15 protein-coding genes are annotated in these 16765 nt (G+C 74.5%); 7 read left to right on the top strand and 8 right to left on the bottom strand.

Annotation, left to right across the window (positions count from 1 at the left end):
- A partial coding sequence (locus IE170_RS11985; protein ID WP_189809319.1) for a carboxymuconolactone decarboxylase family protein occupies positions 1-414 on the bottom strand: 414 nt, incomplete at its 3' end.
- 78 nt (positions 415-492) lie between these two features.
- On the opposite strand from IE170_RS11985, the gene IE170_RS11980 reads away from it, so the two are divergent.
- The gene (locus tag IE170_RS11980) at positions 493-1020 is read left to right on the top strand and encodes a MarR family winged helix-turn-helix transcriptional regulator (protein ID WP_189809318.1); all 528 of its coding nucleotides are present in this window, start codon (positions 493-495) and stop codon (positions 1018-1020) included.
- 75 nt (positions 1021-1095) lie between these two features.
- Here the strand turns inward: IE170_RS11980 and IE170_RS11975 are convergent, their stop codons facing one another.
- Positions 1096-1578 carry a DUF456 domain-containing protein gene (locus tag IE170_RS11975; RefSeq protein WP_189809317.1) on the bottom strand — a complete coding sequence of 161 codons (483 nt, stop codon included), beginning with the start codon at positions 1576-1578 and terminating at the stop codon, positions 1096-1098.
- Positions 1579-1633: 55 nt separating this feature from the next.
- Positions 1634-2611: a helix-turn-helix domain-containing protein gene (locus IE170_RS11970; protein WP_189809465.1), complete on the bottom strand. Its 978-nt coding sequence runs from the start codon at positions 2609-2611 to the stop codon at positions 1634-1636.
- 1556 nt (positions 2612-4167) lie between these two features.
- On the opposite strand from IE170_RS11970, the gene IE170_RS32560 reads away from it, so the two are divergent.
- Positions 4168-5085 carry a protein phosphatase 2C domain-containing protein gene (locus IE170_RS32560; protein WP_229884690.1) on the top strand — a complete coding sequence of 306 codons (918 nt, stop codon included), beginning with the start codon at positions 4168-4170 and terminating at the stop codon, positions 5083-5085.
- Between the two features lie 49 nt (positions 5086-5134).
- On the opposite strand, the gene IE170_RS11960 is transcribed toward IE170_RS32560, so the two are convergent.
- Positions 5135-5344: a hypothetical protein gene (locus IE170_RS11960; protein WP_189809315.1), complete on the bottom strand. Its 210-nt coding sequence runs from the start codon at positions 5342-5344 to the stop codon at positions 5135-5137.
- Positions 5345-5962: 618 nt separating this feature from the next.
- Between IE170_RS11960 and IE170_RS11955 the strand changes: the two genes are divergently transcribed.
- Positions 5963-6472 (top strand): ATP-binding protein, encoded by a 510-nt coding sequence (locus IE170_RS11955; RefSeq protein WP_189809314.1) that lies wholly within the window; start codon positions 5963-5965, stop codon positions 6470-6472.
- 48 nt (positions 6473-6520) lie between these two features.
- On the opposite strand, the gene IE170_RS11950 is transcribed toward IE170_RS11955, so the two are convergent.
- Positions 6521-7576 (bottom strand): DUF2637 domain-containing protein, encoded by a 1056-nt coding sequence (locus tag IE170_RS11950; protein ID WP_189809313.1) that lies wholly within the window; start codon positions 7574-7576, stop codon positions 6521-6523.
- Between the two features lie 246 nt (positions 7577-7822).
- Complete coding sequence (locus tag IE170_RS11945) at positions 7823-8662, bottom strand: (2Fe-2S)-binding protein (protein ID WP_189809312.1); 840 nt, start codon at positions 8660-8662, stop codon at positions 7823-7825.
- A 69-nt stretch (positions 8663-8731) separates the two neighbouring features.
- Between IE170_RS11945 and IE170_RS11940 the strand changes: the two genes are divergently transcribed.
- Positions 8732-9466 (top strand): GntR family transcriptional regulator, encoded by a 735-nt coding sequence (locus IE170_RS11940; protein ID WP_189809311.1) that lies wholly within the window; start codon positions 8732-8734, stop codon positions 9464-9466.
- Positions 9467-9619: 153 nt separating this feature from the next.
- On the opposite strand, the gene IE170_RS11935 is transcribed toward IE170_RS11940, so the two are convergent.
- Positions 9620-10408 carry a hypothetical protein gene (locus IE170_RS11935; protein WP_189809310.1) on the bottom strand — a complete coding sequence of 263 codons (789 nt, stop codon included), beginning with the start codon at positions 10406-10408 and terminating at the stop codon, positions 9620-9622.
- 166 nt (positions 10409-10574) lie between these two features.
- Entirely contained in the window at positions 10575-12254 is a 1680-nt protein-coding gene (locus IE170_RS11930; RefSeq protein WP_189809309.1) for a PucR family transcriptional regulator, read from the bottom strand.
- Positions 12255-12506: 252 nt separating this feature from the next.
- Here IE170_RS11930 and IE170_RS11925 point away from each other — a divergent pair, with 252 nt between their 5' ends.
- The 3 genes from IE170_RS11925 to pucD are packed head-to-tail and all read left to right on the top strand — an operon-like array spanning position 12507 to position 16413.
- A complete protein-coding gene (locus IE170_RS11925; RefSeq protein WP_189809308.1) occupies positions 12507-13400 on the top strand; it encodes an FAD binding domain-containing protein in 894 nt (297 codons plus the stop codon).
- Between the two features lie 2 nt (positions 13401-13402).
- Positions 13403-14008 carry a (2Fe-2S)-binding protein gene (locus tag IE170_RS11920; protein WP_189809307.1) on the top strand — a complete coding sequence of 202 codons (606 nt, stop codon included), beginning with the start codon at positions 13403-13405 and terminating at the stop codon, positions 14006-14008.
- Positions 14009-14010: 2 nt separating this feature from the next.
- Positions 14011-16413: a xanthine dehydrogenase subunit D gene (gene pucD / locus IE170_RS11915; RefSeq protein ID WP_189809306.1), complete on the top strand. Its 2403-nt coding sequence runs from the start codon at positions 14011-14013 to the stop codon at positions 16411-16413.
- Positions 16414-16765: the final 352 nt, after the last annotated feature.

The raw sequence follows: 16765 nt of genomic DNA, 5'->3' as shown, positions 1-16765 counted from the left end.
GTTCATGCGGTTGGCGAACGTCGACACCGTGTACGCGCCGATGCCGAGGACGACCTCCAGGGCGTTGCGGCGGGTGTAGCCGTGTGCCAGGAACGCCGCCGACTCCTCCTCGCCCACGGCGCCGGAAGCGGCGATGGCCTGGAGGGTGAACCGGCGTACGGCCTCCAGGCGGTCCGGATCCGGCGCCGGCCCGAGGGCGGCCAGCTTGGCCTCGTGCATGTCGACGCAGAGGTGGCACCGGTGGTGTGCGGCGACCGCCAGGATGACGGTCTCCCGGGAGTGCGGGTCCAGCGTGGTCGACTCGAACAGGGCGCTGAGCTTCAGGAACCCGTCGAGGGTCTGCGGGGACTCCTTCATGAGGGCGACGGCGCGCGCGGCGCGCTCGGGCAGGGTGTCGGCGGCGGTGGCGGACATGGCGGCTCCCGGCGGGTGGTGAAGGCGGATGACTGCGGATGCAGGGCAGGGCAAGGCGGGGCGGGTAAGATCGACAACATGGTTGACCATTCCGTCGGCAAAAACGTAAACCAGGTTGTCGATTCCGGCAAGGCAATTCCCGACACCCCCGGCTTCGAGCTGCCGCTGCTCCTCTTCGGGGCCTTCCGCACCCTCATCGACCGGCTGCACGCCCGCCTCGCCGAGGAGGGGCACCCCGACCTCCGCCCGGCCCACGGCTTCGCCATGCAGGCCATCGGCACCGGCGGAGCGACCGCCAGCGAGGTCGGGCGCCGCCTCGGCGTCTCCAAGCAGGCGGCCGGCAAGACGGTCGACCGCCTGCTTGCCCTCGGCTACGCCGAGCGCACCGACGACCCCCACGACGCCCGCCGCAAACTCGTCCGCCTCACCCCGCGCGGCCGCGCCGCCCTGCACCGCTCGGCCGAACTCTTCGACGAACTCCGCGCCGAATGGTCCGCCGCCCTGGGCCCCGACCGCGTGCGCGACCTGGAACACGCCCTGCGCACCGTCGTCCCCCGCGAAACCGCCTTCCGCCTGGACGCCGGCACCTGGCTGTCCGGCGCCTGACCCAGTCGGAGCACGACACGTACGTGTACAGCCGGTCCGCGGTCAGCCGGGAGCCCGCGGTGTCCTCCGCGCCCGTCAGCCTGCCAGGACCGTGCCCGTCCACGCGCCCAGCACCATCAGGCACGCCAGCAGCTCCACCAGCACGCTCGTCCCCACCGACCGCATGACCGCCCGTACCGACGCCCACGCCTCGCCGCGCGAGCCGAGCCGCAGCCGCTCGCACAGGTAGATCCCGCCGACGAACCCCGGAACCGCCCCCACCACCGGCAGCACGACGAAGCCGAGCAGCGCGCCCGCCCCCGCGTACACCGCCGTCCGGCGGGTCACCCCGACCGCCCGCACCCGACGCGGCGGCAGCTGCCACTTCACCACCTGCACCACCAGCAGCAGCGCCGTCGACGCGACCAGCAGCGACCACGCCGCCGCCGACCGGTCCTGCAGCGCCCACCAGAGGACCCCTGCCCACACGAGCCACGTCCCCGGCACGCCCGGAACCATCACCCCCACCGTCCCGAGCAGCAGCACCAGCCCCACCAGGAGCAGCTGCGGCAGATCCATCTGCTCAGCGTGCCCGACCGGCCGCCGGCGGGCCACCCAGCGGGTGGCGGTTCGTTCAGCGGGCCACCCAGCCCCGCTCGTGCGCGTGCCAGCCCAGCTGGAGCCGGGTCGTGACACCGGCCAGCTCCATAAGTCCCTTCACGCGCCGCTGCACCGTCCGCAGCCCCAGTTCCAGGTGCTTGGCCACGCTCGCGTCCGTCATCCCGGCGAGGAGCAGCGTGAGGATCTCCAGGTCCGTGGCGTCCGGCACCTCCACCGACTCCTGCGGGGCACCCGCCGCACCCAGCCGCAGCGGCATCGACTCCCGCCACACCGCCTCGAACAGCCCCGTCAGCGACTCCAGCAGCCCCGACGCGTGCACCATCAGCACCGTCGGCTCCGCCCCCCGCCCCGTCAGCGGCACCATCGCCAGCGTCCCGTCCGCGATGACGAGCCGCGTCGGCACCCGCTCCGTCACCCGCACCAGCTCGCCGCGCGCCAACGCGGTCGACGCCTCGCGGATCCCCGACGGCAGGCCGAGCACCTCCCGCTCGATCACCACCCGGTACGACACCCCGCGCACCGCCGCCCGCTCCTCCTCCGGGTTGTCCCCCGCGGCCACCACCTGCGGACGGGCGCTGACCAGCGCGCACACCTCCCGCTCCGCGCCCGCCTGGAGCTGGCGGAACCGGTGCGCGACCGCGCTCGCACCCGTCACCACCTCCACCAGGTCGTGCACCGTCGGTTCCGCCGGCTCCGCCCGGTACTCCTGCGCCAGCAGCTCCGCCGCCAGCTCCGCCTCCTCCAGCTCCTGCCGCTGCCGCGTCAACAGCGCCCCCAACGCCACCGCCGGCGGAGCCGCCACCCACCGGCCCGGCCGGGCCGAGGACTGCGCGGCCAGGCCGTGCCGCTCCAGATGGCGCAGCGCCCGCTCCGTCTGCGGCACCGGCAGCGCCAACCGGTGCGCGAGATCCGGCACCTCCGCCGCCCCCAACGCCACCAGTGCGCGGTACGCCGACTCCTGCCCCTCGTCCAGGCCGATCGCACTCAGCAACCCGTCCACCCCCACCTTTCGCCCACGGTTCGCCCCTCCTGCTGCGCGGCTGGTCGCGCCGGCCGGCCGCCGCGCTGCGTGCGCGGCTGCGCGGTCGGCCGGCGGGAAGCGGCCACGGCGCAAACCCGCCGCGGACATCATCACCGGATGCGCCGCCCCCGTGGCAAGGACCGCCGGGAGAGACGCGGACGGAGGGCCGTGTACCGCCCCGGCCGGGAGCGGTGCGGGTACTACTCATTTCGTGAGTTCCGCGTTTTCCGGAGCGGGGGCGCGCCGAGAATAGCCGCATGAGTCAGCGGGGTGCGGACGACTGGTGGCAGAAGCTGTACGGGGAACCCGGCGCGGGAGCGGACCCCGGGCCCGACAGCGGGGAGGGGAAGGCGGAGGCGGAGGCGGACGCGGGCACCGGGCGGGCCGACACCCTGGAGTCCCGGTTCCGGGCAGCGGCCAACCTCGTGTCCCAGGTGCCTCCGCCGCCGGTGGCGGGGCATGCGCCCGCCACCGTGCACACCGAGGCCCCGCCGACGGTGCCGGCGCAGGACCGGCCGCCCGCCGGGCGGCCGCCCGCGGGGCCGTCGTCCGCGGGCTCTCCGCCGCCGCGCCCCGCCCCGCCCGGGGAGCCGGGCGGCGGGGATACGGGTGCCGCGGTGCCGCCGATGCCGCCCGGGCGGCCGACCGCCGGCGGCCATGGCCCGGTGGCCACCCCGCCCCCGGCCGGGGCGCAGGGTTCCGAATCAGTCCCGCCGCAAGGTGCCGCGGTGCCGCCGATGCCGCCCGGACGGCCGACCGCCGGCGGCCACGGCGCGGTGGCTACGCCCCCGGCCGGGGCGCCGGGTTCCGGACCGGTTCCGCCGCCGCCACCTGTCGCACCGCCCCCTGCGCATACCGCCACTGGGCACGGCGGCCAGGTTCCGGCGCCGCGGAGAGAGGATCCGCCGGTTGGCCGGCCCCCGGTGGCTCCCTCCACACCCGTCGGGCCTCCCGGCGGCCCGGGAGACCGGCCGCGGGGTTCCACGGCGGGCCGGGAACCCGTGCCGCCGCGGGACGGTGGAGCCCAGCCCGGCGCGGGCACGGCTGGAGTGCCGGCCGGCGACGGCCATGGCGGGCCGGTTGCGCCGTCGCCCGTGGATTTCGGCCCCGGGGCGGGCTCGCCGGGCGGGTGGTTCGTGCCGTCGCCGGGGCCTGCGAGTGCGGGCTCGGCGCCCGTCCCCCCGCCGCCGCCCGAAGCTCGCGCCCAGGCGGGGGCGGGCGCCGCTTTCCCGGCGCCGCCGACAGCCCCGCCGGGGGAGGGCTCGGAGTCGTTCGTCCCGCCTCCGGCCGTCCCGCCGCCTCCGACCGCTCCGCCGTCTGCCGCCCCTACGGTGGGTACCGCGCCGGACCCGCTTCGGCCGCGGAATCCGCGGGACCCGCGGGAGAACGGGAGCACCGGATACGGGCTGGGGAATGTCACCGTGCCTCCCGTGCCGACTCCGCCGCCGGTTCCGCGGCAACCGCGGGTGGTGCCGCCGCCCGCCGCGTCCGAGCCAGGGGTGGAGGACCGGGCCTTCGGGGCTGCCGTGCCTGGTGTTCCGGACGTCGGCGCGATCGGCGCCGGCCGGCCCACCGTGCGGCACCTCGGCGACCGTGCGCCGACGTACGCCCCGGAGCCCGGGGCGCTGCCGCTGGCCGATCCCGGGGCGCTCGAGGACCTCGTCCCCGACACCGTCCTGGACGGCGCCCGGCACGGTGTGTGCACGCTGCGGGCCGCCTCGGTGCGGGGGGACTCCGCCCGTTACCGCGGTGAGGCCAGGCGGGACTTCCTGCTCACCGCGCGCTTCGGCACCGGCGACGACGCGCTCGTGCTCGTCGCCCTCGCCGGCGGCGACCGCGCCGCCGCCGGCGCGGCCGAGGCCGCCGCCGAGCTGTGCCACTGGATCGGCGCCGCCGTCGGCCGCAGCCAGGCCCGGCTCGCCGACGACATCCGCTCGGGCCGGCGGGACGCCCTCCGCTCCGGCCTCCAGCGGCTCACCGACCGCGGCTACGGCCGGCTGCGGGCCCGCGCCGCCGAACTCGGGTACGAGGAGGACGCGTACACCGCCGGGCTGCGGGCGTTGTTGCTGCCGATCGACCCCGAGTGCCGGACCCGCGTCTGCTTCGGGGCGGGCTCCGGCGGCGTGTTCCGGCTGCGGGGCGGGGCCTGGGAGGACCTGGAGCATGCCGACGCGGCCGGTGCCGATCCCCATCCCGAGCCCGGCCCGGATGCGGGGTTGGGATTCCGGTTCCGGGCCGCCGTCGCACGGCCCGGGGACACCCTGCTGCTCTGCTCCGGCGGCTTCGCCGCCCCGCTGCGCGAGGAGGAGCTGCTGCCGGCGGAACTCGCCGCCCGCTGGTCCGACCCCGAGCCGCCCGGCCTGGCGGCCTTCCTCGCCGACACACAGCTCCGGGTCAAGGGCTACGCCGACGACCGCACGGCTGCGGCCGTCTGGGAGGGGTGAGGGCAGCCCGGGGGGTTCGAGGCACCCGGCCTCCTGGGCCCCGCACCCCTCAGCTCTCATCCCGGGCGGGCTCCTTGTGCCAGAGCGGACTGAAGGGAAGCGGTAGATTCCCGTCGCTGTCATGCCCCAGGGCCGCCGCCAGGTCGACGGCGACGTCGTGCTGGCCCACCGTCTCCATGTAGACGGGCACGACTCTTTCTCCGTTCCTGGAGAACCGTGCGGTGTCGCGCAGGTCGATGTGCTCATACGCGACGAGCACGGTGACATCGGCGGTTCGTCGGCAGGCGCCGGCTCGGCGACGTGTCGCCGGCAGGCTCGGATCGCCTGGTGCAGGCCGTCTCGCACAGCAACAAGCGCATTGAACAGCACCACGTGCCGGCTCGGCCGCGCCGCGGTGTTCGGTCTCGTACGCGGCATGGCGTCGGCGGCCGGCGCAGCGTTCCCGGCCTGGATCACTTGGTGGATGCAGAGCCGCTGAGTGGGGCGGGGTCGGGCGGAGGACCGCCCGACCCCCGTACCGCACCGACGCAACATCCACGGGGGATTTCCTCAGCCTCGTGCAGTACGGGCCGACTGGCGGAACGGGTCTGTTCGTTGTGCCGTTGCTGCGCAGGGGCGTGGGGGCGGGCGGTTGTTTTCGGACTGGCGGGGGTGGGGTGGGGAGGGTGCGCGCGGGTGGGTGAGCTGGTGGTCCTGTGGGGGACGGGGGAGGGAGGGGTGGCCAGAAGGGTGCGGGTCGGGAGTGGGGGGTGGCTTGAAGGGCTGGTCGGGGAGGGGGCTTCGGATGGCTTGAATCAGGGTGGGGGGCCCGGTCTGCGGGGGAGGCCGGAGGAGTGCGGGGGGTAGTGGAGGGAATGCATTCCGAGACCTGTTCGAGATGCAAGGGGACGCGGGGGAGGTCGCCGTGCAGGTGGGCGCGAAGGCCGGGAAGCAGTGGCGCAGGGGGCGGCCCGTGCCGCGGGAGCCGGCCGAGAGGGAGGACCATGTGGCGTCGGGCCTGCCGGCGGTGGAGGTGTCGCGGAGCCTGCGGCGCGCGGATCTCAAGGGTGTGGGGGAAGTGCGGAAGGACGTGCGGGAGTTGATGCGGCGGCGGTGTCGGGCCGAAGCCGTCGAGACGGCCGAGCTGTTGGCCACCGAGCTCGTCACCAATGCGCTCGTGCACACGGAGTGCGGGGCCGAGGTGACGGTGCGGCTCGCCGGGGGGAGGCTGCGCGTCGAGGTGGGGGACGGGGCCGCGGGGCGGCCCAGGCCGTACGCGGCGGCCGACGGCGACGGAACGCACGGGAGGGGGCTGGCTCTCGTGGAGGCGCTGGCCGCCGCCTGGGGAGTCGAGACGGGCGGGGGCGCGGGCAAGGTGGTGTGGTTCGAGCTCGCGGACGTCGCCTGACGGCAGAGGGCCCGCCCTGGTGGGGCGGGCCCTCGGAGGCAGGAGCTGTCAGCCGAACTGCTGTTCCAGGTCCTTCAGTTTGCGTTCCAGGGAGTCGAGCCGGGGGATGGTCTGGGTGTCGTCCTCGGCGGTCAGGTCGACCGTTCGGGGGCCGGTCACCTCAGTGCTCACGGCCTGCAGGGAGGGGCGCCGGGGCGGGGCGGGCAGTTGTCCGTGTTCCGCTATGGCCGGCTCCGCGCCGACCGGCGCGGAGCCCGCGGCGGAGGTGAGCCCCGCCATGTCGACCTGGCGGCCGCGGGAGCGGCCGAAGAGGGACGTGCGGTTCTGCCGGCCCAGGGCCTTCAGGCGGGCCTTGTTCAGGCGGTTCTGGTCGCGCCTGCGGTGCCGGTCCGCTTCCTTCTCCCGCCGGTCCTCGCGCACCTCGTCGACGGCCTCGTCCAGCGTGCGGACGCCTTCGAGGAGCATGAGGGACCACGCGCCGAAGGTCTCCCGGGGGGCCCGCAGCCAGCGGACCATGCGGATCTGCGGCAGCGGGCGCGGGATCAGGCCCTGCTCGCGCAAGGCCGCCCTGCGGGTCTGCTTCAGGGCCCGGTCGAAGAGGACCGCCGCCGACAGCGACATGCCGGCGAAGAACTGCGGGGCGCCGTCGTGGCCGATCCCGCGGGGCGCGTGCACCCAGTTGAACCATGCGGCAGCGCCGGCGAACAGCCACACCAGCATGCGCGAACCCAGCGCGGCGTCGCCGTGGCTCGCCTCGCGGACGGCGAGGACCGAGCAGAACATCGCGGCGCCGTCCAGGCCGAAGGGGACCAGGTACTCCCAGCCGCCCGAAAGGTTCAGGTTCTGCCGGCCGAAGCCGACCAGCCCGTGGAAGGAGAGCGCGGCCGCGACCGCCGCACAGCAGAAGAGCAGGACGTAGGAAGCGGTCCCGTAGACGGCCTCCTTGCGGCGCCGGCGCTCCTCGCTGCGCTCCCAGGAGTCCTCGGCCGCGGCCTTCTCGCCCTCGCGCTTGCCCCGGGCCAGTACCGCAACTGCCGCAAGTACGCCCAGGATCAACAGGCTGCCGGGCAGCAGCCAGTCCAGCGATATGTCGGTCAGTCTCATGCGGATGTCCCTTGCCTTCGCTTATGCGGCCTACCGGGGCCATGGTGGCGCAGGGGATCCGCTTCGCACGCGGGTTTCGGGGCAAGTGGACGCCATCGGGGGCCGTGGCCCGCCGGATAGGGTGTTGTGGCTCGAACTGCCGTGTGGGAATTGGGTGTTGTGTTCGAGCAGGGTCAGTCGGACGGGTGGGAGTGGCGCCCGTTGTTCTGGTCGGCGGTGCGGATTCCGCGTCGGCGAGGAGGAACGTTACGCCGCCGTGCGGGCCGTCAGGCGGGCGATGCGGTCCTCGTCGGACGTGCGGGGGCAGGTGACGCACGTGTCCTTCGGGCGGATCGTGTAGAAGAGGCAGCAGCTCGCGCGGTCCCGCGTCGGCATGCACGCCCCGTCGGGCGCCGTGAGCGTCCGGAAGCCCGCGCCGCCGGCGTACGGGGCGGTCGAGCCGGGCAGCAGCGCCTCCAGCTCGGCGATCGCGCGGTCCTCCTCGCCCAGCATCCGGCCCACGTACCACAGGCTCGCCACCACGTCGTCCGTCGCCATCCCCCACAGGGCGCGCCGCCTGCGCCGCATGCGCGGACCGAAGGCCTCCAGCAGCGGTTCGAGGTGCTGCGCCACCGCAGCGCGCACCTCGGCCCGCAGGGCCTCCCCGTCGGACACGACCCGGGCCCCGGGGAGGTCTGCCGCCGGATCGGTCGGCAGGCAGGCGAAGGAGTCCGCGTACACGCTCATGATCCCGCGGGCCCGGTGGTACGCGACCTGCTCCAGCCGCGGCACGCGGCGGTCGAGGAACCACGGCACGGTGACCAGCAGGCAGGCGGGCCAGGCGTAGCGGTGCAGGCCGAACGTGGCGACCACGTCGGGCCGGGCCTCGCGGCCGTAGTCCCGCATGATCTGCGCCTTGTCCCACGCCAGGTAGGCCTCCGCGGCGGGGCCGCCCGCCGCGAGCTCCTCCGCGCCGATCCACCCCACACCGCGAGGGGCGGGCTCGTGCGCGGCGCGCTCGACGACGAGGAGGCCCTCGTACGCCTGCGTCAGCCGTGCGTACGCGCCCGCCAGGGGGGAAGTGGCGACGGGGGCGGGCGCGGACATGGCGGATCACCGATTCGGTCGGGGGTGAACAAAGGTAAGCCTTACCTTAGCTGACGGTGATGGGTTTGTATGCCCTTTTCCGGGCCGATCTCAACTATTCTCCCGAGAGGCCGAGACCCACAGGAGGACCGAGTGCACGAGGCGGCCCGCGCAGGGGTGTCGGCGCTGATCCCGACGCAGAAGGTGCTGCGCCATTCCGTGCGCGCGCAGGTGCTGGAGGCGCTGCGCGCCGCGCTCGTCGACGGCGAGCTGGAGCCCGGGGAGATCTACTCCGGCCCCGCGCTGGCGGACCGTTTCGGCGTGTCCGCGACGCCGGTCCGCGAGGCGATGCAGCAGCTGGCCCTGGAAGGGGCCGTGGAGTGCCTGCCGAACCGCGGCTTCCGGGTGCTGTCGCGGACGCCGCGGGCCCTCGCGGAGCTGGCCGAGGTGCGGGCGCTGCTGGAGGTGCCGGTCATGCTGCGGCTGGCGCGGACCGTCGCCCCGGAGACCTGGGCGGCCCTGCGGCCGGCGGCCGCCGCCACCGCCGACGCCGCCGCGGCCGGCGACCCGGCCCGCTACGCGGAGGCCGACCGGGCCTTCCACCGGCAGGTCCTCCGCCTCGGCGGCAACGAGCAGCTCGTCCAGGTCGCAGAGGAGCTGCACCGCCGCTCCCAGTGGCCGCTGCCCGGTGCCCCCCGGGTGAGGCGCGCCGACCTCGTCGCCGACGCGGCCGAGCACGCGGCCCTGCTGGAGGCGCTGGTCGCCGGCGAGCTGGCGGCCGTCGAATCGCTGGTACGGGAGCACTTCGCCGGGTCCGCCGGCTGAGCGGCCGCGTCGGCCCGGACCGCCGGGCAGGCCGTCCGCCTCCGGTCCCGCCGTCCGGCCCGCGTCATCCGGTGCCCTGCGCCGCACGGGGGAGGGCTGCCCGTGTGCCGGGCTGCGCGCCGGCAGCGGCGGGGCGCGGTGTCGACCGCGCGGTCAGGCCGGATCGGGCAGGGACGGCCTCGGGTGGAGCTGGTCCGCCAGCCAGGTCGGGATCCCGCCCAGGAGGTGGAACAGGCGGTGCGCCTCGGCGCGCAGCCGGCTGGCCTCGGGCTCCGGCTCGGCCTCCGCGAGTGCGGCCAGAGCCGGCGCGGTGCCGACGAGGAAGCCGAGCTCCTCGCGGATGCGGAGCGACTCCGCGAAGCCCTTGCGGGCCTCCGCGACCTCCCCGTCGCGCAGGGCCAGCGCGGCCAGGTGCCGCCAGGTGAACGACAGCAGCAGCGTGTCCCCGTTGGCCGTGGCCCCCGCGTGGGCGCGGCGGTACGCCGGGCGGGCCGACTGGGGGGCGTCCGCCAGGTGCTCGGCGACCAGGCCCCGGCGGAAGTCCAGCAGCGGACGGGTGCGGGAGCCCGGGGACAGCAGGGCCGCTGCCCGGCCCAGCGCCGAGCGGGCCTCGTCGGAGCGGTCGCGCACCCCGAGGACCGTGGCCGCGTACGCCAGGTGGCCGCGCTCGCAGGCCGCCGCGCCGCGCTCGTCGTCGTCCCCCGCCACCGCCTCCGCGACGCGCAGCGCGTCCTCCGCCTCCGACCAGCCCTGGCCGGTGAACAGGCACCGCTCGACCAGCAGCGCCGTCCGCTGCACGGCGGCTCCGGCGTCGTCCTGGTGCGCGGTCAGCAGGGCCGCCGCGTCGGTCCAGCAGCCGCGCGAGCGCAGCCGCCATATCGCCCGCTGGAGGGGGTCGTCCCCCCCGGTGGTTCCGGCACCGGACATGGCGGTGTCCGCCACATTGCCCTCCCCAAAGCAACCAAGCAGCACGTCTTCGAGCCCTGGGGCGAAATGAGAGCACGGATCGGCGGGTTCGGCCAAGGGGTCGGGTGAACTCTTTCACAAAGTCCGGACACCTCGTCAGCACCATGCATCACACACGGAACAACCGGCCCTGCGGAACGCCTCAGCTCATGCGCAGTGCGAGGAAGAAGTCGAGCTTGTCCTCCAGCCGGGACAGGTCGCGGGACGTCAACTGCTCGATTCGCCCGACCCGGTAGCGCAGCGTGTTGACGTGCAGGTGCAGCCGCGTCGCGCAGCGCGTCCACGAGCCGTCGCAGTCCAGGAACGCCTCCAGCGTCGGGATGAGCTCCGCGCGGTGGCGGCGGTCGTAGTCCCGCAGCGGGTCCAGCAGGCGCGCCGTGAACGCGCGGCGCACGTCGTCCGGGACGAACGGCAGCAGCAGCACGTGGGAGGCGAGCTCGTGGTGGCCGGCCGCGCAGACCCGGCCGGGGCGCGCCGCGGCGACCCGGCGGGCGTGCCGGGCCTCCTCCAGCGCGCCGCGCAGCCCCTCCGCGGAGTGCACGGCGGCGCTGACGCCGAGGGTGAGGCGGCCGTCGTCGGCGAGGCCCGCGCGCAGCGGCTCCCGTACGGTCGCGAGCAGCTCGTCGGCGTGCAGGGCGGCCTCCGGGGCCTTGTCCTCCCCGCCCTCCCCGGTCTGCGCGGGCAGCGGCACCAGGGCGATGGCCTCGTCGCCCGTGTGGGCGACCGCGATGCGGTCCGACGGCTCCGGCCCGGACACGGACGGGTCGACGAGGATCTCCTCCAGCAGCGACTGCGCCACCGGCCCGCCGGGGATGTCGCCGCCCTCCCAGTCCACCCGGGCCACGACCACCTGCCAGTGCGGGGCCGCGCCGAGCCCCGGCAGCAGCACGGGGGCGGCGACGCGCAGGCGGGCGGCGATCTCGGCGGGCGGGGCGCCCGTCTGGACCAGCTCCAGCACCTCCTGGGCCAGGCGGCGGCGCACCGTGCGGGCGGCGTCGCGCCGGTCCCGCTCGACGGCGATCAGCTGGGTCACGCCCTGCAGCAGGTCCAGCCGCTCCGCCGGCCAGTCGCCCGCGTCGGCCTCGACGGCCAGCAGCCAGTCCGACAGCACGCTCTCGCGCACGTCGCGGCCGCCCGGGCCGCCCGGGGCGCGGCCCGCTCCCCTGATCGGGAAGAGCGAGTACGCAATACCCTGGAGGGAGATCCGGTGCGGGCCCCTGCGCCCGGTGCGGACCGCCGCGAGGTGCTCGCCGGCCAGGGCCGCACAGACGCCCGGCGGCAGGGGTTCTCCCGCTCCGGCGATCTGCCGGCCCGTGGGGGAGAGCACCCACGCGCGCAGATCGAGGTCGGTGGTGAGCAGATCGAGCACCACGTCGGGGCCGCCGCCCGCCGGACCGGAGGTCATCAGCCGGCGGTGGCGGTCGACGACGGCCGCGAGGTCGCCGGCGCGCTCGCCGGAGACCTGCCGCACCACGTACTCCGTGATGGTGGCGAATGCAACGTCCTCGTTCACCGCGAACAGCGGCAGCCGGTGGTGCCGGCAGGCGGAGACGAGGTCGTCGGGGATGTCGCCCAGCTCCGCCTCGCCCGCGGCGAGGCCGGCGACGCCCGCGCTCGCGAGGATTCGTACGAACGGCTCGGAGTCGGCTGAATTTCTTCGCCAGGCGAGGCCCGTCAGCACGAGTTCGCCTCCGGTGAGGTACCGGCTGGGATCCCTCAGGTCCGTCGTCATGACGCCGCGGACCGTCCGGTCGAGTTCGTCCTCGCCGCCCAGCAGCCGCAGCCCCAGCGCCTCGGTTTCCAGCAGTGCGCGCAGCCGCATGGTGTCGCCGCCGATCTGTCTCGAATGTTGCCGTCGGAAATCGGGCAGGTCAGTGCATCCTGCCTTTCATACGAATCTACAAGACGAGGGAGGCCGCCAGCCAACTCCTTCATGGTTTCGGTGACTGCACCACAGGGACGCGCGGCTTGTGTACTGACTCCACACCGCGTTAACAGCAAGTGAACGACCAGTCGACGGCCCTTCGGCCTCCTGGCCCCAAGCGAACGACCCGATTACAAGAAGAGAGCCGACATGGACTTCCTTCGCCCCGCCAGTTGGGAGGAGGCACTCGCCGCCAAGGCCGAGTACCCCACAGCTGTGCCGATTGCGGGTGGCACCGACATCATGGTCGAGATCAACTTCGACCACCGCCGTCCGGAGTACCTCCTCGACCTGAACCGCATCGCACTGCTGCGGGAGTGGGAGGTAGGCGAGGAGGTCACCAGGGTCGGCGCCTCCGTCCCGTACACGCACATCATGGAGAACCTGCGCGAGACGCTCCCCGGGCTCGCGCTCGCCTCCCACACGGTCGCCTCCCCGCAGATCCGCAACCGCGGCGGCGTCGGCGGCAACCTGGGCTGCGCCTCTCCCGCGGGCGACTCCCACCCCGCCCTCCTCGCCGCCGGCGCCGAGGTCGAGGTCGAATCCGTCCGCGGCACCCGCATGATCCCGATCGACGAGTTCTACACCGGCGTCAAGCGCAACGCGCTCGCCGCCGACGAGCTCATCAAGGCCGTCCACGTCAAGAACGCCACCGGTCCGCAGCAGTACTCCAAGGTCGGCACCCGCAACGCGATGGTCATCGCGGTGTGCGCCTTCGGCCTCGCGCTGCACCCCGAGACCCGCACCGTGCGGACGGGCATCGGCTCGGCCGCGCCCACGCCCATCCGGGCGAAGGCCGCCGAGGAGTTCCTGAACGCCGCCCTGGAAGAGGGCGGCTTCTGGGACAACGGCAAGGTCATCACCCCGTCGATCGCCAAGCAGTTCGGTGAGCTCGCCTCCGGCGCCTGCAACCCGATCGACGACGTCCGCGGCACGGCGAAGTACCGCCGGCACGCGGTCGGCATCATGGCTCGCCGCCAGCTCGTCTGGACGTGGGAGCAGTACCGCGGCACGAACGGCCGCACGCTTGAAGGGGCTGCGTAACCATGCGCGTCAATTTCACTGTCAACGGTCGTCCGCAGCAGGCCGACGACGTCTGGGAGGGCGAGTCCCTCCTCTACGTCCTGCGCGAGCGCCTGGGCCTGCCCGGCTCGAAGAACGCCTGTGAGCAGGGCGAGTGCGGATCCTGCACCGTACGCCTCGACGGCGTGCCCGTCTGCTCCTGTCTCGTCGCCGCCGGCCAGGTCGAGGGCCGCGACGTCGTGACCGTCGAGGGCCTGGCCGACTTCGCCCGCAAGCGCGAGGAGCACGGCCACGGCGGCGCCTGCGGCACCGGCGCCTGCGGCAGCGCGGCCGGCGTGTCCACGGACGAGGCGCAGCGCTGGTCCGCGAAGGGCACCGACTCGCAGACCGGCGAGGGCGTGGAGCTGTCCGGCATCCAGCAGGCGTTCATCGACGCCGGCGCCGTCCAGTGCGGCTTCTGCACCCCGGGCCTGCTGGTCCAGGCCGACGCCCTGCTGGAGCAGAACCCGGACCCGACCGACCAGGACATCCGTGAGGCCCTGTCCGGCAACCTCTGCCGCTGCACGGGCTACGAGAAGATCCTCGACGCGGTCCGCCTGGCGGCCGCCCGCCAGGGAGAGGCGGTCTGACCATGGCCAACACCCGCACCACTCCGTCCGGCACGCCGACGAACGTCTCCCAGAAGCACGCCCAGGGCGGCATCGGCGAGTCCACGCTCCGCCCCGACGGCACCCTCAAGGTCACCGGCGAGTTCGCGTACTCCTCCGACATGTGGCACGAGGACATGCTGTGGGGCCAGACCCTGCGCAGCCCCGTCGCGCACGCCGAGATCGCGGGCATCGACATCTCCGAGGCGCTGGCCCTGCCGGGCGTCTACTCGGTCCTCACCTACGCGGACCTGCCGGCCGAGATGAAGAACTACGGCCTGGAGATCCAGGACACCCCGGTCCTCGCCAACGGCCGGGTGCGCCACCACGGCGAGCCGGTGGCCCTCGTCGCCGCCGACCACCCGGAGACCGCCCGCCGCGCCGCCGCCAAGATCAAGGTGGACTACCGGGAGCTGCCGGTCGTCACCGACGAGGCCTCCGCCCTCGCCCCCGACGCGCCGCTCCTCCACGAGGGCCGCGACGACCACCACGCCGGGCACGTCCCGCACCCGAACATCGTGCACCGCCAGCCCATCGTCCGCGGCAACGTGGAGGAGGCCCGCAAGCGCGCCGACGTCATCGTCGAGGGCGAGTACACCTTCGGCATGCAGGACCAGGCCTTCCTCGGCCCCGAGTCCGGCCTCGCGGTACCCGGCGAGGACGGCGGCGTCGACCTGTACGTCGCCACCCAGTGGCTGCACTCCGACCTCCGGCAGATCGCCCCCGTCCTCGGCCTGCCCGAGGAGAAGGTCCGCATGACGCTGTCCGGCGTCGGCGGCGCCTTCGGCGGCCGCGAGGACATCTCCATGCAGATCCACGCCTGCCTGCTGGCCCTCGCCACGAACAAGCCGGTCAAGATGGTCTACAACCGGTTCGAGTCCTTCTTCGGCCACGTACACCGCCACCCGGCCAAGCTGTACTACGAGCACGGCGCCACCAAGGACGGCAAGCTCACGCACATGAAGTGCCGGATCGTCCTGGACGGCGGCGCCTACGCGTCGGCCTCCCCGGCCGTCGTCGGCAACGCCTCCTCGCTCTCCGTCGGCCCGTACGTCGTCGACGACGTCGACATCGAGGCGGTCGCCCTCTACACGAACAACCCGCCCTGCGGCGCCATGCGCGGCTTCGGCGCCGTCCAGGCCTGCTTCGCGTACGAGGCCCAGATGGACCGGCTCGCGGCGAAGCTGGGCATGGACCCGGTCGAGTTCCGCCAGCTCAACGCCATGGAGCAGGGCACGATCATGCCCACCGGGCAGGTCGTGGACTCCCCGGCGCCGGTCGCCGAGCTGCTGCGCCGGGTCAAGGCCCGCCCGCTGCCGCCGGAGCGCCAGTGGGAGACCGCCGGCGAGGGTGCCGACGTCCGCGCGCTGCCCGGCGGCCTGTCGAACACCACCCACGGCGAGGGCGTCGTCCGCGGCGTCGGCTACGCGGTCGGCATCAAGAACGTCGGCTTCTCCGAGGGCTTCGACGACTACTCCACCGCCCGCGTGCGCCTGGAGGTCATCGGCGGCGAGGCCGTCGCCATGGTCCACACCGCCATGGCGGAGGTCGGCCAGGGCGGCGTCACCGTCCACGCCCAGATCGCCCGCACGGAGCTGGGCGTCACCCACGTGACGATCCACCCCGCCGACACCCAGGTCGGCTCGGCCGGCTCCACGTCCGCCTCCCGGCAGACGTACATGACCGGCGGCGCCGTGAAGAACACCTGCGAGGCCGTCCGCGAGAAGGTCCTGGAGATCGGCCGCCGCAAGAACGGCTCCTACCACCCGGCGTGGGCCACCGCCGAGCTGCTCCTGGAGGGCGGCAAGGTCGTCACCGACGGCGGCGAGGTCCTCGCGGACATCGCGGAGCTGCTGGAGGGCGAGGAGCCCATCGACCTGGAGCTGGAGTTCCGCCACCGCCCGACGGTCGCCTTCGACCTCGTCACCGGCCAGGGCGACGGCCACGTCCAGTACACCTTCGCCGCGCACCGCGCGGTCGTCGAGGTGGACACCGAGCTCGGCCTCGTCAAGGTCGTCGAGCTGGCCTGCGCCCAGGACGTCGGCAAGGCCCTCAACCCGCTCTCCGTCGTCGGCCAGATCCAGGGCGGCACCACCCAGGGCCTCGGCGTCGCGGTGATGGAGGAGATCATCGTCGACCCGAAGACCGCGAAGGTGCGCAACCCCTCCTTCACGGACTACCTGATCCCGACGATCCTCGACACCCCGAGCATCCCCGTCGACTACCTGGAGCTCGCCGACCCGAACGCGCCGTACGGCCTGCGCGGGCTCGGCGAGGCCCCCACCCTGTCGTCCACCCCGGCCGTCCTCGCGGCGATCCGGGCGGCGACCGGCCTGGAGCTCGCCAAGACGCCGATCCGCCCGGAGGCCCTCACCGGCACCCTGTAGGACCGCGTCCTCCGGGGGCCGCAAGGCCCCCGGACCACGAACTCTCCGGGCGGGGCGGCAGCGGCCCCGCGCCCCCGCCGCACCGCCCGGAGCCAAGGAAGTCCGGAACGCCCGCCGCACCGCTCGCGGCCCGTCCCCGGTAGCACCCCCCGCGCAGGAACCGGCGGCACCTCCACCCCGGAGCCGTCACCAGTACCGCAGAACCCCCGCAGTACCCGCAGTACACGCAGTGCAATTCGCGTCGCCTCGGGCCGTCACCCCGGGTCGTGCAGCCGAACGGCATTTCCCAAATCCCGCAGCTCGCCTGGAATTCCAGGTGCGGGTGCCCCTTTGAACCTTGGGAGTTTAGGCA

Origin of the sequence: Streptomyces toxytricini, assembly GCF_014649915.1 — a bacterium.
In the GTDB taxonomy this organism is placed as follows: Bacteria; Actinomycetota; Actinomycetes; order Streptomycetales; family Streptomycetaceae; genus Streptomyces; species Streptomyces toxytricini.
Note: the sequence above shows the minus strand (reverse complement) of the source record. Positions and strands in the feature narration are given on the sequence as shown.